Source organism: Microvirga sp. Mcv34, from assembly GCF_024519725.1.
Taxonomy (GTDB): Bacteria; Pseudomonadota; Alphaproteobacteria; order Rhizobiales; family Beijerinckiaceae; genus Microvirga.
Genome location: NZ_JALJRK010000028.1, coordinates 51,466 through 70,413, shown reverse-complemented (window position 1 = coordinate 70,413; position 18,948 = coordinate 51,466). Strand labels below are relative to the sequence as shown.

The window sequence follows — 18,948 nt, the reverse complement described above, 5'->3', positions numbered from 1 at the left end:
TCCTGTCCGCCGGTCACGCAGCCGGCGCCAGGAGGCCCTTGGCAGCCTTGTGCTGGTCCAAGTCTCAACGCCTAAAAGAACCGTGCGCGAAGCAGCCGACCGGCTCTTCCCTTTAACCTACACAGCGAGCCGGACGGCCCGACGCGCCACCCTCGACCACCGATGAGGCTCGCAGCGCAAGCTGCGGGCCCACAGGTGCTGGATTTTTGCTCAATGACCCCGTTTCACATCCGCAAGGGCCCGGCCGAGGGCATCGGCCAGGGTCTCCCGCTCCGGCGGGGACAAATCGCGGGCGATCTCCACGTGCTCGTTCCGGAAGCGCAGCGAGAGGTGCTGCATTCCGTACTCGTCGTCGACTTCGCGGTCGATGCGGGTCCAGAGCGGATTGAACTGCCAGTCCTTCACGTCGCCGCGGGGGCTTACCTTGCGGAACAGAAGCCGGATCGGCGTCAGTTCCAGAAGCTCGAAGGCCTGGCCCTGGCGGTAGCTGACCCGGAAGGCGATGTAGAGGCCGAGGAAATCGAGGCCGAAGAAGCCGGCCACCGGCCAGAATCCCATCATCACGAAGGGCAGACTGGCCACAACCGAGGTGAGGCAGACCAGCACCATCAGAGTCATGAAGCCCTGCGGGCTCAAGGACCGGTGCGGGCGGATCACGGCCGAGAAGACCGGTCGCTCGAACCGGTCGATCTCGCCATAGGGTGCCTTGCCGCTTGCCATGCCTCAAGTATAACGCAGAAATGTCCGATCTGAAGCCGTCCCCCCGCCGCATTGCCAAGGCGAAATCAAAACCGACATCGAAGCCGGCCGTTCCGGCGAAGGCCGTCGGGAAGGCGCTTCGCGCCCGTGGCCCGAAGCCCGTCGACCGGGCGACGATTATCGAGGTCTTCCGGCGCCTGCACGCGGCCAATCCGGAGCCCAAGGGCGAGCTCGACTACACCAATGCCTATACGCTGCTCGTGGCCGTGGCGCTCTCGGCGCAATCGACCGATATCGGCGTCAACAAGGCGACGAAGGCGCTCTTTCCCATCGCCGACACGCCGCAGAAGATGCTCGCTCTCGGCGAGGAGGGTCTGCGCGAGCACATCAAGACGCTCAATTTCTACAACACGAAGGCGAAGAACGTCATGGCGGCGGCGAAGCGCCTCGTGGACGAGTTCGGCGGCGAGGTGCCAAATTCCGTCGAGGTGCTGGAAACCCTGCCGGGCGTCGGGCGCAAGACCGCCAGCGTCGTCGTCAATATCGCCTTCGGCGATCCGCGGGTGGCCGTCGACACGCATATCTTCCGCGTCACCAACCGGATCCCGCTGGCGATCACCAGGACGCCCCTGGACACGCAGGTCGCGCTCGAAGCGCTGATCCCGGACGAGTTCCGGCTCCACGCCCATCACTGGCTGATCCTGCACGGCCGCTATATCTGCAAGGCGCGCCGGCCCGAGTGCTGGCGCTGCCCGATCAACGACCTGTGCCGCTATCCGGACAAGACGATTCCGTAGAGCATCGAGCGCAAAAGTGGAAACCGGTTTTGTGCGCAAAGATGCGTCAGACCACAGGCATCGAGCGCAAAAGTGGGCACCGGTTTTGCGTGAAGAGATGCGTAAAATTAAAAGCTTCAGATCGGAACGCCCGCGGGCCTGAGGCAGCGGGGCGCCGCCGGCACGCAGGCTATGCCTGGCGTCGAGCAGGCGAGGCCCTCGGGCGTGCGACGACAGACGACGCACTCGTCAGTCCACTCGGCGCAGGCGGGGCCACCCGGCGGCCCGCCCTCGGTGGAAGGCTGCGGGCCGATGACCGCAGCCGCGATCACGGTGAGGAGCACCACCAGCAGGGCGACCGCGATGGACAGCGTGACCGCGAGGCTTTCGTCCCGTGTCGGCATCGATCAGCCGTAGACGATCAGGCCGGCGAGGCCTGCGGCGCCGACGATGATGCGCCAATAGGCGAAGGGCGTGAAACCGTGCCGGGACACGTAATCCAGGAACAGCTTCACCACCACGAGCGCCGCAAGGAAGGCGGTGACGAAGCCCGCGCCGATGATCACGGCGTCATCGGCGGAGAGGAATTTGTAGTTCTTCAGCAGGTCGTAGGCGAAGGCGCCGGCCATGGTCGGCATGGCGAGGAAGAACGAGAACTCGGCCGCGGCCCGCTTCGAGGCGCCCATCAGCATGGCGCCCACGATGGTGGCGCCCGAGCGGGAGACGCCCGGGACCATGGCGGCGCATTGGATGAGGCCGATCTTGAAATACATCGACAGAGGAAACCGGGTCGCGTCGGTCTTGGTCGCCTCGAGAGGCATTCGGTCGATGGCGATGAGCACGAAACCGCCGACGATCAGGGTCATGCAGACGATCCAGGGATCGAACAGCACTTCTTTGATGAAGCCGTGGAGCAGAGCCCCGATCACGGCGGCCGGCAGGAAGGCCACGAGAACGCCGATGACGAAATGGCGCGCCATCGGATCGTGCGGCAGAGCCTTGGCGATGGTCCAGAGTTTGTTGAAGTAGACGGACAGGATCGCCAGGATCGCGCCGAGCTGGATCAGGACCTCGAAGGTCTTGCCGGTGGACTCGAAGCCGAGGAAGTGGCCCACGAGGAGCAGGTGACCCGTGGAGGAGACCGGAAGAAATTCCGTCAGACCTTCGATGAGGCCGAGAAAGAGCGCCTCGATGATTTGCGACATCGTTGAAAATCCTGAAAACGGCGCCAGATGCGCGAGCACGTCGTGTCTGTCAAGCAAGGTTTGCGCCGCCGGCGTAGCCCTTTTGCATCACGGACATGAGATTCACCAATATTCCTTACCAACCCTTAACGAAGCACGGCCTTATTCTCGCCGCCTGTTTCGCGTCACTCATAGATTCATGGCCATCCTGCATTCTTATCCGTTCTGTCCGCAGTCGCGGTTCGCGCGTCTCGTTTTCGCGGAGCTCGGCCTTGAGCCGGATATGATCGAGGAGAAGCCGTGGGATCGGCGCATTCCGTTTCTGGAGATCAACCCGGCCGGAAATCTGCCGCTCCTGATCGACGATAACGGACTTGCCGTCGCGGGCCCATTAAGCCTTGCGGAGTATCTCGACGAGACCCGGGGAGAGGACCTGCGGGACAGGCGCTTCCTGCCCCGCGATCTTGAGCGGAGAGTCGAGGTCCGCCGCCTGCTTGACTGGTTTCTGGTCAAATTCCATGGCGAAGTCTCGGATTATCTTGCCACAGAAAAGATCTATAAGCGGTTCATGCCGATCGAACTGGGAGGCGGTCCGCCGGACATGGGCGCGATTCGCGCGGCCCAGACCAATGTGCGATACCATCTCAAATATATCGGTTTTCTGATTTCCGCGCGGAATTGGCTGGCCGGCGACCAGATGACCTATGCGGATCTGGCGGCGGCCGCCCATCTGTCGGTGGTGGATTATCTCGGCGACGTGCCATGGGACGAGGACGAAACAGCGAAGCATTGGTATGCCAGGATCAAGTCCCGGCCATCCTTTCGCGCGCTCCTCGCGGACCGGGTGCCGGGGATGGCGCCAGCGGGACATTACGACGATCTGGATTTCTAGACGGAGACGCTCTCAAGACGGCGTTCATCGAGCGCGCAAGGGCGCTCGGCTTCGATGCGATCCGCATCGCCAGACCCGATGCGATTCCTCTGGCGCCCGAGCGCCTAAAGGTTTGGCTCGAGGCCGGCCACCACGGCTCCATGGAGTGGATGGCGGAAACCGCCGAGCGCCGCGCCGATCCGCGGACCCTCTGGCCCGAGGTGCGCAGCATCATCCTGCTTGGGCTGAACTACGCTCCCGCCGAGAACCCATTGCCCGAGCTGGCGCGGACGGATCGCGGCTACATCTCGGTCTATGCCCGGAACCGCGACTATCACGACGTCATCAAGGGCAAGCTCAAGGAGGCGGCGGGTTTCCTTGCGTCCAAGGCATCGTCGGACGTGAAGGTCTTCGTCGATACGGCTCCGGTCATGGAGAAGCCGCTCGCGGAAGCGGCAGGCCTCGGCTGGCAGGGCAAGCACACGGTTATCGTCTCGCGCGAATTCGGCGACTGGTTGTTCCTGGGCGCCATCTTCACCACGGCGGAGCTCCCGCCCGACGCGCCTGAGCGTGACCATTGCGGCTCGTGCCGCCGCTGCCTCGACATATGCCCGACCAATGCCTTTCCGGCGCCTTACCAGCTCGATGCGCGGCGTTGCATCTCGTATCTCACCATCGAGCACAAGGGGCACATTCCCGCGGAGCTGCGCCCGGGAATCGGTAACCGGATCTTCGGCTGCGACGATTGCCTCGCCGTCTGCCCGTGGAACAAGTTCGCCCAGGCGGGTCGCGAGGCCCGGCTGGTGCAGCGGGACGACCTCGCGGCGCTACCGCTGGCGGACCTCGTCCGGCTCGACGATCCGGGCTTCCGTGCTCGCTTCGCCGGAACGCCGATCAAGCGCACCGGCCGCGACCGCTTTATCCGCAACGTGCTCATCGCCATCGGCAATTCACGGGATGTCGCTCTGGCCGACGAAGCCCTGCGTCTCCTCGACGATGCCTCGCCGCTCGTGCGAGCGATGGCGGTCTGGGCCCTCGCACGCCTGCTCCCGCCGGAGACCGTGGCGCGGCATGCCGAAGGGCGGCTGGAGCGCGAGGGCGATCCCGGCGTGCGCGAGGAGTGGCGGCGCGGGATGATGGGGAGCGAGGCGGTGGCCTGACCGGTTCGAACCCCGAGACGCTCACGCCGCGTGCCGGTTGGCCGTCGGGCCGAAATGGTCGATATAGCGCGGGTTGATGGCCGAGACGGGCAGGACGACGAGGACGTCCGTGGTGCCGAACTGCCGGTCGATCACCGCTCCCGTGCCGAAGGTCGCGCCCAGGCGCAGATAGCCCTTGATCAGGGGCGGCAGGGCATGGAGCGCGGCCTTGGGGTCGATGGCCTCCTTGGGCAGGATGTCCATCGCGGTGAAGCGCTCCGACAGCGCGCGGGCCTGCCACTCTGCAGGCGCGGCGGCATAATGGTGCAGGAAGCTCAAAGGAAGCGCCAAATCCTGTGGCACGATACCCTCGAGGCTGGCGCAGCCCATCATCACGTCGATGCGGTGATGGAGGACGTAGGCCCAGATGCCGTGCCAGAGCAGTTCGACCGTGCGCTTGTTGCGATAGGGTTCGAGCACGCAGGAGCGGCCGAGTTCGAGAAAGCGCAGGCCGGGATGCGCCTTGAGGAGGGGCGCGATGTCGTACTCGCCCCGGGTGTAGAAGCCGCCGTGGCGGTCGGCGACGTCCTGGCGGAGCAGACGATAGGTGCCCACCACTTTCGGCTTCGTGGCGCGAAAAGGTTTCGGCTTCACGTCATGGTCGAGCACGAGGAGATGGTCGCACAATGCGTCATAGGCATCCACGTCCCGGCGTGACAGCAGCGCGGCCCTGTTGGGAGAGGCCGACATTTCCTCGTAGAAAACCTTGAAGCGCAGGCGCTGGGCGCGGCGGATCTCCCCCGTCGTCGTGGCAAGGCGCACCTCCAGCGAGCCGATTCGTCCGAGCACGGGATCGAGGCTGCCATAATCGCGCACGATCCTGTCGGTGCCGGGAATGAGCTTCGTCAAGCCGTTCGGGCGCGCCCACGGTGGGGCTGGAAAAGATGCCGTCTCATTCGACGGAGAGAGATTCATCGCTGCCTCGCGGGATCGTACCTTGAACGCCGGCTCAAGCTTGGCGCTATCCGGCGTCTCATGACATAGAACCCATTCCAAACTGTTTTGTGACAGAAAACATAAATGTCCCGGTGGAAAATATCGAGGTCAGGACCGAATTCCGCAGAAGTCGGAGCAGGCTGGCCGCCTGCTCACGCTGCTGCCGGGCGCCGGTCCGCATGGGCGCGGTAGGATAAGGCTTCGGCCACATGGATGCGTCGCACGCGATCCTCCCCGTCGAGGTCGGCAAGGGTGCGGCCCACCTTCAGCACGCGATGAAACCCACGCGCCGACAGGCGCATGGTATTGGCGGCATCGCGGATGAGGGCCAGCCCCTCCGGGTCGGGCTGCGCCACCTCTTCCAGAAGCGCGGGCGGACAGGCCGCGTTGGTGGTGATGCCGTCGAGGTTCAAGGCCGCGTAGCGTTGCGCCTGCCGTTCCCGGGCCCGGGCGACCCGGGCCGCCACCTCGGCCGATCCTTCCACAGGCGGCGGCAGGATCAGGTCGGCGGCCGTGACCGCCGGCACGTCGATGGCAAGATCGATGCGGTCGAGGAGCGGGCCCGAGAGCCGCGCCTGGTACTGCGCGACGCAGCGCTCGTTGGGCTGGCGGCGGCAGACATAACCGGGTTCGGTGGCCTGCCCGCAGCGGCATGGATTCATGGCGGCGACGAGCTGGAACCGCGCTGGATACGTGACGCGGTGGTTGGCCCGGGCGATCAGGATCTCGCCGGCCTCGATTGGCTGGCGCAGCGAATCGAGCACCTGGGGCTGGAACTCCGGCAGCTCGTCGAGGAAGAGCACCCCATGATGGGCGAGCGACACTTCGCCAGGACGCGCATTGAGGCCACCACCCACGAGCGCCGCCATGGAGGCCGAATGGTGGGGCGCCCGGAACGGGCGGCGGTTGGACAGGGCCCCATCGGCCAAAAGCCCTGCCACCGACTGGATCATGGATACCTCCAGCAGTTCCCGCGGCGCGAGCGGCGGCAGAATTGAGGGGAGGCGCTGCGCGAGCATGGACTTGCCGGCCCCGGGAGGGCCGTTCATCAGCAGGTTGTGTGATCCGGCAGCGGCGATCTCCAGCGTCCGCTTGGCGCTTTCCTGCCCCTTGATGTCGCGCAGGTCGGGCAGGGGGCCTGACGCGGGCATGAGGGCCGGCTCAGGCCGCGCCATCACCTGCGTGCCCTTGAAATGATTGGCGAGCTGGATCAGGGAGCGGGGCGCCAGGATCTCGATCTCGCTGCCGGCCCAGGCGGCCTCCGATCCGCAGGCCTCGGGGCAGATCAGCCCGTGCTCGCGCTCATAGGCCGCCATGGCGGCCGGCAGGGCGCCGGCCACCGCCGTGATGGATCCGTCGAGGGCCAGTTCGCCCAGGACGGTGAAGCCGTTGAGGGCATCCGCCGGAATGGCCCCGATGGCCGCCATGACGCCGAGCGCGATGGGGAGATCGTAATGGCTGCCTTCCTTCGGCAAATCGGCCGGAGCGAGGTTGATCGTGATCCGTTTCGCCGGCAGGGCGAGGCCCGAGGCGATCAGGGCGGAGCGGACCCGCTCGCGGGATTCCGCCACCGCCTTGTCGGGCAGGCCGACGATCATGAAGACGACGGAACCGGGCGTAATCTGAACCTGCACATCGACCGTACGCGCCTCGATTCCTTCGAATGCAACGGTGGAAACGCGCGTGACCATCCTTTGACCTCCTTAAGAGATCCGATGTTAGCGCGTGACCTTGAAATGAGATACTGTTGCAAAAACTATTCCGCAGGGTCGGTGCGACTCGATGATGCGAAGGTGGAACCCTGCCGTCGCGGTCGCGTTGAGTCCGACTATGTCGCGAGCCGGAATTCGGAAAGACTCGCGGAGGCGCAAGGGTTCTATCATCGACGGGGCAGTTCCTGGCATGGGGCGTTTATTTTTCCTGAGCGATCCGGCACGGCGGAGCTGCGAGATCTTACGTGGCGTGCTGAAATCGTAATGCTGGCCGAGTCCCACATATCCTCTTCAGACCGATCGGCGGGCCTCCAGGATGCCCCTTTCAAGGCGGCCTTCCAGTCCCTGCCCATGCCTGTTCTGATCGTTGATTCCCATCGTAAGCATGCGCCCGTCGCCTTCGCTAATCGGGCCCTTCTCGACCTAGCGGGTTATTCTCAGGAAGAAATGTCCGGTCGGGGCTGGCATGTCCTCCACATGCCGGGCACCGGCCTGGACGCCCTGAATGCCATCGACGCCGCGATGCGGGCCGGAGAGGCGTTCGAGACCGGGTTTACCGGGCGTCGGAAGGACGGCTCCGCGTTCACATGCATCCTCGCTCTCTCCCCCGTTCATGACCAGGCCGGCCAGCTTCGATGGGTAACCCTCGTGCTGACCGGGATCGGCTCCGTGCAGGATCCCGCGCGGGATGGAGGCGAGACGAGCCTGCACCTGGAAGAGCAGGTCGAGCGCCGAACCCAGGCACTCCAGGCAGCCTTCGACCGCAGGACGGCGCTGCTTCACGAGGTCGAGCACCGGATCAAGAATACCCTCCAGATGACCGCTTCCCTGGTCCTCCTCAAAGCCCGCCGCCTCCGGGATCCGGAGGCGCGGAAGGTCCTGCAGGAAACCGCCGAGCGGGTCAGCGCGCTCTCGGCGGCCCACCGGCTTCTCTCTGCGGCCGGGGATGGGGGACGGTTCAATCTGAAGGAATTCACCTCGGAGCTGGCCGGGGAACTGATCACCGCCTTGCCCAAGGGCCAGGTCGACCTGGATCTCGCCATCCAGCCTCTCGGCGTCCCTGCGTCCAAGGCGACCGCGCTGGCTCTCCTCCTGAACGAGCTCGTCGGCAACGCCGTTAAGCATGCTTTCCCAAATGGCCGCCGGGGTCGATTGACAATCGAGATCGGTCGGACGGAAAACGGCCTGAAAATCGCCGTTGACGACGATGGCGTCGGCCTCGATCACGCTCCCCCGGCCGAGGGAAGTTTTGGAAAAACCTTGATCACGATGTTGGTCCAACAGTTGAAGGGGCAGTTGACTTGGCGCGATCAGAAGCCAGGTACACGTGCTGAAATCGTGATGCCCGTCGATGCGCAGGAGATGAAGTTTGAGTAGCGAGAAGCCGTTGCGCATCCTCATTGTCGAGGATGAAATCCTGATCGCTCTCGAGCTCGAAAGCCTTCTGCAGGATCTGGGACATGAGGTCGTCGGGATAGCCGCGTCGTCCGAGGAGGCTCTGTCCGTCGGCCAGAATCTCAAGCCTGATCTCGCTTTCGTCGATGTTCACCTGGCGGACGGACCAACCGGCGTCGATGTCGCGCGCATCCTCTCGATGAACCACCGTGTCACCGTGCTGTTCATGACGGCGAACGCCAAGCGAATACCCGAGGATTTCGCCGGCGCCCGGGGCGTCATCGCCAAGCCCTATACGGAGCGCGGCGTCCGCGAAGCCCTGGGCTATGTGAGGGCCGGTCATCTCCGCGAGCCCGACGAGGCCCGGACGGTGACTTTCGTCCCTTTCGGTGCCGCTCCTCGGGAGCGTAGCTCCCAGATTTCCTGACGGTTCCTGCTATTTCTGCGCCTTGAGCCGGTAAAGCGCATCGAGCGCCTCCCGGGGCGTCATCGCGTCCGGATCCAGGGCGTCGAGCGCCTCCCGCAGGGTATCCCGCTGCGGGGCCGCCGCGGGCTCAGCCCGGACGGGAACGGCAAAGAGCGGCAGGTCGTCGATGAGCGCGCGCTTGGGCGCCTCGCGGTCGGATTTCTCCAGCTCGCTCAGGATCGTCTTCGCCCGCTCGACGACCGGCCCCGGCAATCCGGCAAGGCGCGCCACCTGCAGGCCATAGGACCGGTCGGCGGCTCCAGGCACGACCTCGTGCAGGAACACCACCTCACCGTTCCACTCTGTGACCTTCAGGGTCGCATTGGAAATCCGCTTCATCCGTTCGGCGAGCGCGGTCAGCTCATGGAAATGGGTGGCGAACAGGGCGCGACAGCGATTAGCCTCGTGCAGGTGCTCGATGGCCGCCCAGGCGATGGAGAGCCCGTCGAAGGTGGCGGTGCCCCGGCCGATCTCGTCGAGGATCACCAGGGAGCGGGCAGTGGCCTGGTTGAGGATGGCGGCGGTTTCCACCATCTCGACCATGAAGGTCGAGCGGCCCCGCGCCAGATCGTCGGCAGCGCCGACGCGGGAGAAGAGCCGGTCGACGATGCCGACATGGGCTTCCTTCGCGGGCACGTAGGAACCCATCTGGGCCAGCACCACGATCAAGGCGTTCTGGCGCAGATAGGTGGATTTACCACCCATGTTCGGGCCGGTGATCAGCAGGATGTGGCCCACATCCTTGCCGGAGAGATTCGAATCGTTGGCGATGAAGGGAACGCCATCGCGCTTCAGCGCCGCCTCGACCACCGGATGGCGGCCGCCCTTGACGGTGAAGGCGAGGCTCGTGTCGACCACGGGGCGGGTCCAGTCGAGGCGCATGGCGAGATCGGCCAGGGAGGCCGTCACATCGATGACCGCGATGGCTTCGGCGGCGGCCGCCACATCGGCGGAAAGGTCGAGGAGCGCCTGCACCATCTCGTCGAACAGGGCGAGTTCGATCTTCAAGGCCCGGTCGGCCGCAGACGCGATCTTCGCCTCGAGCTCGCCCAGCTCCATGGTCGAGAAGCGCATGGCGCCCGCCATGGTCTGGCGGTGGACGAAGGTGTCCTTCCACGGCTCCTTGAGCAGGTCCTCGCCCACATTCTGCGGCACTTCCACGAAATAGCCGATCATGTGGTTGTGCTTGACGCGCAGCGTCCGGCAGCCGGTCTCGGTGGCGTAGCGCGCCTGGAGGGCGGCGATGAAGCGGCGGGAATCCTGCTGCAACTCGCGCAGCTCGTCGAGGCCGGCATCGAAGCCTTGGCGGATGAAGCCGCCATCGCGCCTGAGCAGCGGCAGCTCGTCGGCAAGAGCTGCGGCGAGCCGGTCCGCCACGTCCGTCCGCAGACCCTGGAGCACCTGCGCGGCCGCAAGCAGCTCCTTCGGCAGATCGGGGGCAATCGCCAGTTCGAGCCCGAGTTCGCGCGCCGCGAACAGGCCGTCGCGCACGCAGGCCAGGTCCCGCGGCCCGCCGCGCCCGAGGCTCAGGCGCGAGAGGGCGCGTGCGAGATCCGGCGAGCGCTTGAGGATGCGCCGCAGGCGATCACGCAGGTCGTTGTTGTCGACCAGGGTCGTGACGGCATCCTGCCGGTCGCGGATCTGGTCCGGATGGGTGAGGGGGCCGGCGAGCCGCTCGGCGAGGAGCCGCGCGCCGCCCGGCGTCACCGTGCAGTCGATGGTGGCGAGCAGGCTGCCCGCCCTCTCGCCCGACAGGGTGCGGGTCAGCTCCAGGTTGGCGCGCGTCGCCGCATCGATGGCGAGCGCCGCGCCGGACGTGTCGCGGGACGGCGGGTTGAGCGCCGGGCGGCTGTCGATCTGCGTCTTCTCGATATAGAACAGCGCGCTGCCCGCTGCCGTGATCTCGGCGGGACTGAAGGCCCCGAAGGCATCGAGGGTCGCGACCCCGAAATGGTCTTTAAGCCGCCGCTCGGCCGAGGCCGGATCGAGCCCCTCGCGGGACAGGGGCGTGATCGATGCGCGGGTCTCCTGCCAGAAACTCCGGAGATCCGGGTCGTCGTGGATCACGTCGGGCACCAGGATCTCGCGCGGCTCGAAGCGGGCGATCTCAGCGGAGAGTCCCGTGCCGTCCGTCTCGCTCAAGACGAAATGGCCTGTGGAAATATCCACGGCGGCAAGGCCGTAGCACCATTGCGTGTCGGAGACGCGGCGGCGCGCGATGGCCAGCAGGTAATTCGCTCGGCCGGGCTCCAGCAGGCGTTCCTCGGTGATCGTCCCGGGGGTGACGAGGCGCACCACGTCGCGGCGTACGACGGATTTGGAACCGCGCTTCTTCGCCTCCGCCGGATCCTCGGTCTGCTCGCAGACGGCGACCCGGTGGCCGAGGCCGATGAGGCGCTGGAGATAGTCGTCGGCCCGCTCCACGGGCACGCCGCACATGGGGATGTCCTGCCCCTGGTGCTTGCCGCGCTTGGTCAGCACGATGCCGAGCGACTGACTGGCGATCTCGGCATCCTCGAAGAACAATTCATAGAAATCGCCCATCCGGTAGAACAGCAGGCTGTCCGGATTGGCCGCCTTGATCTCGATATACTGCGCCATCATGGGCGTGACCCGGCTGTCCTGCGCGGCTGCGGGCGCCGGCGCGGCGTTCGACGGGGCGGTCTCGGGGGATTGGTAGGCGGTTTGGGACGACATCCGGTCTGTTTAGCAAAGCTGGCCCGCCCTTTCATCCGTGTCATGGGGTCCAAAGGGCGGATGTGGACAAGTCTTGAGAAAGGCGCCCCCTATGCCTTAAGGTCGCATCCCCTTTTGGAAACGCCCACCATCAAAAGAAACCATATTCCATGACCGACGATCAGCGCCCGATCCGCCGCAAACGCCCCACCTTCACCGATCAGGAGGCGCTGCAGTTCCACGCTCAGGGAAGGCCCGGCAAGCTCGAAGTCGTCCCGACCAAGCCTATGGCGACCCAGCGGGACCTGTCGCTGGCCTATTCGCCGGGCGTGGCGGTGCCGGTGCTGGCGATTGCAGAAAACCCGTCCCTGGCCTTCGACTACACGACTCGCTCCAACATGGTGGCGGTGATCTCGAATGGAACCGCGATCCTCGGCCTCGGCAATCTCGGCGCGCTCGCCTCGAAGCCCGTGATGGAAGGCAAGGCGGTGCTCTTCAAGCGCTTCGCCGACGTGGATTCCATCGACCTGGAGGTCGACACGGAGGATGCGGACGCGTTCATCAACTGCGTGCGCTATCTCGGGCCTTCCTTCGGTGGCATCAATCTGGAAGACATCAAGGCGCCGGAATGCTTCATCATCGAGGAGCGCCTGCGGGAGCTGATGGACATCCCCGTCTTCCACGACGACCAGCACGGCACGGCGATCATCGCGGCAGCGGGGCTCATCAACGCCTTGCATCTGACCGATCGCGACATGGCCAAGACGAAGCTCGTGGTGAACGGCGCGGGCGCCGCCGGCATCGCCTGCACGGAGCTTCTCAAGGCCATGGGCTTCGCGCCCAACAACGTCATCCTTTGCGATACCAAGGGCGTGATCTACAAGGGCCGTACCGAGGGCATGAACCAGTGGAAATCGGCCCACGCGGCCGACACGGACGCCCGCACCCTGGCGGATGCCCTGAACGGCGCCGATGCCGTGTTCGGCCTCTCCGCTAAGGGCGCGTTCACGGACGAGATGATCCGCTCCATGGCACCCAATCCGATCATCTTCGCCATGGCCAATCCCGATCCGGAAATCACCCCGGAGGAGGTAGCGCGCATCCGTGACGACGTGATCATCGCAACGGGCCGGTCCGACTACCCGAACCAGGTCAACAACGTCCTCGGCTTCCCCTACATCTTCCGCGGCGCCCTCGACGTGCAGGCGACCACGATCAACATGGAGATGAAGATCGCCGCCGCCCAGGCGCTGGCGGAGCTCGCCCGCGAGGACGTGCCGGACGAGGTGGCGGCCGCCTATCAGGGCTCGCGTCCGCGCTTCGGGCGCGAATACATCATCCCCGTGCCGTTCGATCCGCGCCTGATCCACACGATTCCGATGGCGGTGGCGAAGGCCGCCATGGAAACCGGCGTCGCGCGCCGTCCCATCGTTGACATGCGGTCCTACAAGGCGCAGCTCTCGGCACGGCGCGATCCGGTGGCCGGCACGCTCAACCGCATCTTCGAGCGCGTGCGCAAGTTCCCGAAGCGCGTCGTCTTCGCGGAGGGCGAGGAGGAGCAGGTGATCCGCGCCGCCCTGTCCTTCGTCAACCAGGGGCTCGGCAAGGCCATTCTCGTCGGGCGCGAAGACCGCATTCACGAGACGGCCGTGCAGGCGGGCATTGAGCTCGAGGGCCGCGAGGGCATCGAGATCCACAATGCGCGCCTGTCGCATCGCAACGCGACCTATGCGCAGTTCCTCTATGAACGCCTGCAGCGCAAGGGTTACCTGTTCCGCGACTGCCAGCGCATGATCAACCAGGACCGGAACCATTTCGCCGCGTCCATGGTGGCCTTGGGCGATGCGGACGCCATGGTGACGGGCGCGACGCGCAACTACTCGACGGCGCTCGCCGACGTACGCCACGTGATCGACGCGAAGCCCGGCCATCGCGTCATCGGCATCTCGCTCTGCCTTGCGCGCGGCCGCACGGTCCTCGTGGCCGACACGGCCATCCACGAAATGCCGAGCGCGCAGGAATTGGCCGAGATCGCCATCGAATCCGCCGGCGTCGCGCGCCGTCTCGGCTACGAGCCGCGCGTGGCGCTCCTGTCGTTCTCGACCTTCGGCCATCCGAGGGCGGAACGCGCGGAGAAGATCCAGGAAGCCGTCGAGATCCTCGACGGCATGCGGGTCGATTTCGAATATGACGGCGAGATGTCGGCCGACGTGGCGCTCAACCGGGATGTGATGGCGCAGTATCCGTTCTGCCGCCTGACGGGACCGGCGAACGTGCTCGTCATGCCGGCGTTCCACTCGGCTTCCATCTCGACCAAGATGCTGCAGGAACTCGGCGGCGCGATGGTTCTGGGCCCGCTCGTCGTGGGTCTCGACAAGCCGGTACAGATCGTCTCCCTCGGGGCGACCGACAGCGACATCGTCAACATGGCGGCGCTCGCGGCCTACAATATCGGCGGCTGATCCTCGGCTTCCGGCTCCCTCAATGCGGATGCGTCGAGGGAGCCGCTCCCCGCCGGTCGGCGCGGGCTTCTCCCGCGGTCAGGAACAGCGACAGGGTGGCGGATTTCACCGCCTGGAAGCCTTGGCTGCCGTGCATCAGTTCGATCTCACCGCGCTGGGCGTGGCGGGTCGCATGGGCCATAAGCCGGAGACGGAGGTCGCCGGCTTGACGCATGGCCTCGTCGGCCATGCGGATCGCCCCCTGGTGATGCGCGGTCATGAGGCCGACGAAGAGCGCATCGAAGGCATTTTTGTCCGCATGACGCAGGCTGTCCAACTGCTCCGGCGACAGCATGCCCGGCATGGACGTGTGCTCATCGGGAGAGGCCTCCGGCAGATCGTCGTCGAACCAGCTGCGCCACCATTGCCGGAAGACCGCGATCTCGCCCTTCTGATCGGCCGCCATGAGTTGGGCGAGATTCCTCAGATAGGGATCCTGCGCCTTCTCGGCGGCCAGCCGCGCGAGCTCGACGCCCTGCGCATGGTGAGCGGCCATGCGGCGCATATAGCTCTGATCGAAGGCGGGATTCTCTCCCATCCACGGCAGCTCCCTGTTCTGCCAGCCGAGAAAGGCGACGAGGCCGAGCACGAGAAGAGTCGCGGCGGATAGCGTGCCCCACGCGGCCGTGAAGCGCCCGTACGGCGAGGGGAGCCGGCCCCGGAGCCAGTCGCGCAACCAGGGAAAGAGCGGGTACATCAGGGCCGAGAGAGCATGGACCAGGAAGCCGATCCAATAGGGCTGGTTCAGGATGAAGATCGGCTGCCAGAAGGGAATGAGCGGCACCAGGAAGAACCATTCCAGCGCCGAGGTGAACAGGGCCCAGGGCAGTGCGATCAGGAGAAGGGTCCGGGGCTTCAGGTCGGCCGTCCAGAGCCCGAACAGCCCGAAGAACACGATAGCCCATGAGAAATCCGCCCATTGATGGAACAGGATGCCGGCCGCGATGGTCGACCAGGACGGCTCGCTCTGGAGCATCCCGTCGCGCAGCGGAATCGTCGCCACCACCATCCAGTCCACGACCGCATCGCGCCCGACACGGGCTGCAAGGAATTGGCTGACGAGGGTCGAGAAGGTGCTGGAGATCAGGCCCAGGAGAGCGGCGGCGCGCCAGTTCACACTCTTTTGCGACCTCAGAAAACCGGCCATCCCGCCTCCGCATGTCGATTGAAGCGGGATGGAAACGCTCGAGCGGCTCCGTTGATCCGGCCAAGCTTCGGGAGGTTTGCATCGGGGCCTGTCCAGCCCGTCGGTTTTCGAGGCCTGCCGGATGATCTTGGGAGTGGTGCAGATGCCGCCGGAGGGCTAAACAGGGGCGAGCAAGATCGAAGGAAGCAATTTGACCATGGGGCAGCCTCAAACCGTCGTGTTCGATATCGGTAACGTCCTTCTGCGCTGGGACCCGCGTAATCTCTACCGTCGAATCTTCGACGACGAGGAGCAGATGGAATGGTTCCTTGCCCATGTCTGCACCCCTGACTGGAACGTGCAGCAGGATCGGGGCCGCGACTGGGACGAGGCCGTGGCGCTCCTCGTGAAGGATCATCCGACGCAGGAGACGCATATCCGCGCGTTCCACGAGCGCTGGGACGAGACCGTCTCGGGCGTCTTCGACGTCCATGTGGCCTTGCTGCTGCGCCTGCGGGAGGCGGGTGTGCCAAATTATTGCATCACGAATTTCTCCGGTCCCAAATTCGTGCTGGCGCAGCAGCGTTTCCCGTTCCTGTCGGGCTTCGACGGCACCATCGTGTCCGGCGACGAGCGCCTCCTGAAGCCCGATCCGGCGATCTACTATCTCCTCCTCGACCGCTATGGGCTGATGGCGGAGGATTGCGTGTTCATCGACGATTCCAAGCCGAACGTGGAGGCCGCCCGCGATGTGGGCATGCACGCGATCCATTGCGTCGAGTCCATCGACCTGGCGGCGGAACTGAGGCGGTACGGCTTTTCGGTGTGATGACGCGGCGGGTCGCCATGGCCGCGAATGACAGGCGGCTCTTGCCCTCCCGGCCCGCTTGAGCCATCAGGCGGCATGCGTGCTTTCGACACCTCTCTTCCCATCGATGCCGTTCTTGGCGAACTGACGGACGCCCTGCGCGCACGCTCCAATGCGGTGCTGGTCGCACCGCCGGGGGCGGGCAAGACCACGCGGGTGCCGCTGGCGCTGCTCGACGAGCCCTGGGTCAACGGCGGCAAGATCATCGTCCTGGAGCCCCGGCGGCTGGCCGCCCGGGCGGCGGCGGCGCGCATGGCGCAGACGCTCGGCGAGGCCGTGGGGGAGACGGTGGGCCTGCGCGTCCGCCTGGGTTCGAAGATCAGCCGCAAGACCAGGATCGAGGTCGTGACCGAGGGCGTCTTCGCCCGCATGATCCTGGACGATCCGTCCCTCGACGGCGTTGCTGCCGTTCTCTTCGACGAGTTCCACGAGCGCTCCCTTGACGCGGATCTGGGTCTCGCCCTGGCGCTCGATGCCCAAGGAGGCCTGAGGGAGGACTTGCGCCTCCTCGTCATGTCGGCGACGCTCGATGGCGCCCGGGTGGCGAGGCTGTTGAGCGATGCGCCCGTCATTGAATCGGAGGGCCGCGCCTATCCGGTCGAAACTCGCTATCTCGGGCGCGATTCCAACCGGCGCATCGACGAACAGGTGGCGGATGCGGTGACACGGGCTCTGCGGGCCGAGAGCGGCTCCATCCTGGTCTTCCTGCCGGGGCAGGGGGAGATTCGGCGGGTCGAGACTTTTTTGCGCGAGCGCGTCACGGATCCCGCGGTCGACATCGCGCCGCTCTATGGCGCGCTGGAGCGGGGCGAGCAGGACCTCGCGGTCAGTCCCGCGAAACCCGGCCGTCGCAAGGTGGTGCTCGCCACCTCCATCGCCGAGACGTCACTCACCATTGAGGGTGTTCGCGTCGTCATCGATTCAGGCCTCGCCCGGGTGCCCGTCTACGAGCCGAATATCGGTCTCACGCGCCTCGAAACCGTTCGCGTTTCCCGTGCGGCCGCCGACCAGCGCCGGGGACGCGCCGGCCGCACGGAGCCCGGTGTGTGCTACCGGCTCTGGGAGGAGGCTGCAACAGGTGCGCTCGAGCCGTTCGGACGGCCGGAAATTCTGTCGGCGGATCTCGCGCCGTTGTTGCTCGATTGCGCCACCTGGGGCGTCACGGATCCCACGTCGCTCGCCTTCCTCGACCCGCCGCCTGCGCCCGGCTTAAAGGAGGCGAGAGCGCTGCTGCAGCAGCTCGGCGCTCTCGATGCGGAGGGGCGCATCACGGAGATGGGCCGCCGCCTGCGCGACCTGCCTCTGCCGCCGCGTCTCGCTCGGATGGTTCTGGCTGCGGGCGCGATCGGGCAGGCACGCGATGCCGCGGATGTCGCGGCCGTTCTCGTCGAGCGCGGGCTGGGAGGCGATGCGGTGGACCTCGCCGACCGCGTTGATCGCTTCCGCCGGGACCGCTCGGGCCGGGCGCAGGACATGCGGCTCATGGCGGAGGGCTGGGCCAGGGGCAGCAACGGCTCCAGGGCAGGCGAGCCGCACTCCATCGGCGCGCTGTTGACGCTGGCGTATCCGGACCGGATCGCGAAGGCGCGCGGCAGGACGGGCGAATACCTCATGGCCAATGGGCGCGGCGCCGTGCTCGAAGCGCATGAGCGGCTGGCCAGGGAGCCTTATCTCGCCATCGCCGAGATCGCCGGCGCCGCCGCCTCGGCGCGCGTTCTGGCAGCGGCCGCAATCGGGCGAGACGAGGTCGAGAGCCTGTTCGCAGAGGCGATCGAGCAGCGTGACGAGGTCGCTTTCGACCGGCAGGCCAAGGCCCTGCGGGCGCGGGGCATCAGGCGTCTCGGGGCCCTGCTCCTGAACGAGCGCCCGTTGAAGGTTCCGGCGACGGAAGAGGCGGCGCGGGCGCTTGCCGAAGGTTTGGTCTCCCTGGGGATCGACCCCTTGCCTTGGTCGAAGGCACTAGCCCAGTGGCGCGAGCGCGTGATGTTCCTGCGCCAGGCCGAAGGCGAGGAATGGCCGGACCTATCCGACGACGCCTTGAGCCGCAGCGCCGAGGACTGGCTGGCGCCGCATCTTGTTGGAAAGGCCGGTCTCAACGATATCGGCTCCGACCTGCTGAGCGAGGCCCTGCGCGGTCTTCTGCCCTGGAACCTGCAGCGGCGCCTCGATGCGGAGGCGCCTACCCATATCGAGGTGCCGACCGGATCGCAGATCCCTGTCGATTACGGTGCGGAGGAGGGGCCCGTTCTCGCTGTGCGCGTGCAGGAATTGTTCGGGCTCGACAAGCATCCTACCATCGCGGCGGGACGCGTGCCGCTCATCCTGCACCTCCTTTCGCCGGCTCATCGCCCGATCCAGATCACCCGCGACCTGCCGGGCTTCTGGCGCGGCTCCTGGGCGGCGGTGCGGGCCGACATGCGCGGGCAATACCCCAAGCACCCCTGGCCGGAGGACCCGCTCACGGCACCGCCGACGCGGCATACATTACATCGAAGAAAATAGCCCCTGCTGGAGGAAGAGCCGGAGGTTACTCCGGCTC

At 66.1% G+C, this 18,948-nt stretch carries 15 protein-coding genes; 8 read left to right on the top strand and 7 right to left on the bottom strand.

The annotated features are described in order from the left end of the window. Positions 1 to 210: 210 nt before the first annotated feature. Complete coding sequence (locus OC446_RS16105; protein ID WP_262030030.1) at positions 211 to 720, bottom strand: DUF2244 domain-containing protein; 510 nt, start codon at positions 718 to 720, stop codon at positions 211 to 213. 20 nt (positions 721 to 740) lie between these two features. On the opposite strand from OC446_RS16105, the gene nth reads away from it, so the two are divergent. Then, positions 741 to 1,496, top strand: a complete 756-nt coding sequence (gene nth, locus OC446_RS16100) for an endonuclease III (RefSeq protein WP_262030029.1) — start codon at positions 741 to 743, stop codon at positions 1,494 to 1,496. A gap of 116 nt (positions 1,497 to 1,612) precedes the next feature. Here nth and OC446_RS16095 read toward each other — a convergent pair whose 3' ends face one another. Both OC446_RS16095 and OC446_RS16090 read right to left on the bottom strand, forming a co-directional pair. Next, complete coding sequence (locus OC446_RS16095) at positions 1,613 to 1,879, bottom strand: hypothetical protein (RefSeq protein WP_262030028.1); 267 nt, start codon at positions 1,877 to 1,879, stop codon at positions 1,613 to 1,615. 3 nt (positions 1,880 to 1,882) lie between these two features. After that, positions 1,883 to 2,680, bottom strand: coding sequence for an undecaprenyl-diphosphate phosphatase (locus tag OC446_RS16090; protein WP_262030027.1), 798 nt, complete (start codon positions 2,678 to 2,680; stop codon positions 1,883 to 1,885). Between the two features lie 178 nt (positions 2,681 to 2,858). On the opposite strand from OC446_RS16090, the gene OC446_RS16085 reads away from it, so the two are divergent. Both OC446_RS16085 and queG read left to right on the top strand, forming a co-directional pair. Next, positions 2,859 to 3,551, top strand: a complete 693-nt coding sequence (locus tag OC446_RS16085) for a glutathione S-transferase family protein (protein ID WP_262030035.1) — start codon at positions 2,859 to 2,861, stop codon at positions 3,549 to 3,551. Positions 3,552 to 3,577: 26 nt separating this feature from the next. Beyond that, the gene (queG, locus tag OC446_RS16080) at positions 3,578 to 4,690 is read left to right on the top strand and encodes a tRNA epoxyqueuosine(34) reductase QueG (RefSeq protein WP_262030034.1); all 1,113 of its coding nucleotides are present in this window, start codon (positions 3,578 to 3,580) and stop codon (positions 4,688 to 4,690) included. Between the two features lie 21 nt (positions 4,691 to 4,711). Here the strand turns inward: queG and OC446_RS16075 are convergent, their stop codons facing one another. Beyond that, positions 4,712 to 5,644: a GNAT family N-acetyltransferase gene (locus tag OC446_RS16075; protein ID WP_262030026.1), complete on the bottom strand. Its 933-nt coding sequence runs from the start codon at positions 5,642 to 5,644 to the stop codon at positions 4,712 to 4,714. Positions 5,645 to 5,817: 173 nt separating this feature from the next. After that, positions 5,818 to 7,356 (bottom strand): YifB family Mg chelatase-like AAA ATPase, encoded by a 1,539-nt coding sequence (locus OC446_RS16070; protein ID WP_262030025.1) that lies wholly within the window; start codon positions 7,354 to 7,356, stop codon positions 5,818 to 5,820. Positions 7,357 to 7,380: 24 nt separating this feature from the next. Here OC446_RS16070 and OC446_RS16065 point away from each other — a divergent pair, with 24 nt between their 5' ends. After that, the gene (locus OC446_RS16065) at positions 7,381 to 8,754 is read left to right on the top strand and encodes a sensor histidine kinase (protein ID WP_315986515.1); all 1,374 of its coding nucleotides are present in this window, start codon (positions 7,381 to 7,383) and stop codon (positions 8,752 to 8,754) included. Next, positions 8,747 to 9,199 carry a response regulator gene (locus OC446_RS16060; protein ID WP_262030023.1) on the top strand — a complete coding sequence of 151 codons (453 nt, stop codon included), beginning with the start codon at positions 8,747 to 8,749 and terminating at the stop codon, positions 9,197 to 9,199. Before OC446_RS16065 ends, OC446_RS16060 begins: the two co-directional genes overlap by 8 nt. 9 nt (positions 9,200 to 9,208) lie before the next feature. Here the strand turns inward: OC446_RS16060 and mutS are convergent, their stop codons facing one another. Next, positions 9,209 to 11,935 carry a DNA mismatch repair protein MutS gene (gene mutS / locus OC446_RS16055; protein WP_262030022.1) on the bottom strand — a complete coding sequence of 909 codons (2,727 nt, stop codon included), beginning with the start codon at positions 11,933 to 11,935 and terminating at the stop codon, positions 9,209 to 9,211. A gap of 149 nt (positions 11,936 to 12,084) precedes the next feature. Between mutS and OC446_RS16050 the strand changes: the two genes are divergently transcribed. Next, the gene (locus tag OC446_RS16050; protein ID WP_262030021.1) at positions 12,085 to 14,376 is read left to right on the top strand and encodes an NADP-dependent malic enzyme; all 2,292 of its coding nucleotides are present in this window, start codon (positions 12,085 to 12,087) and stop codon (positions 14,374 to 14,376) included. Between the two features lie 19 nt (positions 14,377 to 14,395). On the opposite strand, the gene OC446_RS16045 is transcribed toward OC446_RS16050, so the two are convergent. Next, positions 14,396 to 15,562: a DUF305 domain-containing protein gene (locus tag OC446_RS16045; RefSeq protein WP_262030020.1), complete on the bottom strand. Its 1,167-nt coding sequence runs from the start codon at positions 15,560 to 15,562 to the stop codon at positions 14,396 to 14,398. 196 nt (positions 15,563 to 15,758) lie between these two features. On the opposite strand from OC446_RS16045, the gene OC446_RS16040 reads away from it, so the two are divergent. Both OC446_RS16040 and hrpB read left to right on the top strand, forming a co-directional pair. Next, positions 15,759 to 16,370, top strand: coding sequence for an HAD family hydrolase (locus OC446_RS16040; RefSeq protein WP_262030019.1), 612 nt, complete (start codon positions 15,759 to 15,761; stop codon positions 16,368 to 16,370). 75 nt (positions 16,371 to 16,445) lie between these two features. After that, positions 16,446 to 18,911: an ATP-dependent helicase HrpB gene (gene hrpB, locus OC446_RS16035; protein ID WP_262030018.1), complete on the top strand. Its 2,466-nt coding sequence runs from the start codon at positions 16,446 to 16,448 to the stop codon at positions 18,909 to 18,911. Positions 18,912 to 18,948: the final 37 nt, after the last annotated feature.

Excerpts from the sequence above, each read along its gene's own strand:
- OC446_RS16040 (WP_262030019.1), top strand. The coding sequence starts at position 15,759 with ATGGGGCAGCCTCAAACCGTCGTGTTCGATATCGGTAACGTCCTTCTG.
- nth (WP_262030029.1), top strand. The coding sequence starts at position 741 with ATGTCCGATCTGAAGCCGTCCCCCCGCCGCATTGCCAAGGCGAAATCA.
- mutS (WP_262030022.1), bottom strand. The coding sequence starts at position 11,935 with ATGTCGTCCCAAACCGCCTACCAATCCCCCGAGACCGCCCCGTCGAAC.
- OC446_RS16085 (WP_262030035.1), top strand. The coding sequence starts at position 2,859 with ATGGCCATCCTGCATTCTTATCCGTTCTGTCCGCAGTCGCGGTTCGCG.
- OC446_RS16050 (WP_262030021.1), top strand. The coding sequence starts at position 12,085 with ATGACCGACGATCAGCGCCCGATCCGCCGCAAACGCCCCACCTTCACC.
- hrpB (WP_262030018.1), top strand. The coding sequence starts at position 16,446 with ATGCGTGCTTTCGACACCTCTCTTCCCATCGATGCCGTTCTTGGCGAA.
- OC446_RS16075 (WP_262030026.1), bottom strand. The coding sequence starts at position 5,644 with ATGAATCTCTCTCCGTCGAATGAGACGGCATCTTTTCCAGCCCCACCG.
- OC446_RS16045 (WP_262030020.1), bottom strand. The coding sequence starts at position 15,562 with ATGGCCGGTTTTCTGAGGTCGCAAAAGAGTGTGAACTGGCGCGCCGCC.
- OC446_RS16095 (WP_262030028.1), bottom strand. The coding sequence starts at position 1,879 with ATGCCGACACGGGACGAAAGCCTCGCGGTCACGCTGTCCATCGCGGTC.
- OC446_RS16070 (WP_262030025.1), bottom strand. The coding sequence starts at position 7,356 with ATGGTCACGCGCGTTTCCACCGTTGCATTCGAAGGAATCGAGGCGCGT.
- OC446_RS16105 (WP_262030030.1), bottom strand. The coding sequence starts at position 720 with ATGGCAAGCGGCAAGGCACCCTATGGCGAGATCGACCGGTTCGAGCGA.
- OC446_RS16065 (WP_315986515.1), top strand. The coding sequence starts at position 7,381 with ATGTTAGCGCGTGACCTTGAAATGAGATACTGTTGCAAAAACTATTCC.
- OC446_RS16090 (WP_262030027.1), bottom strand. The coding sequence starts at position 2,680 with ATGTCGCAAATCATCGAGGCGCTCTTTCTCGGCCTCATCGAAGGTCTG.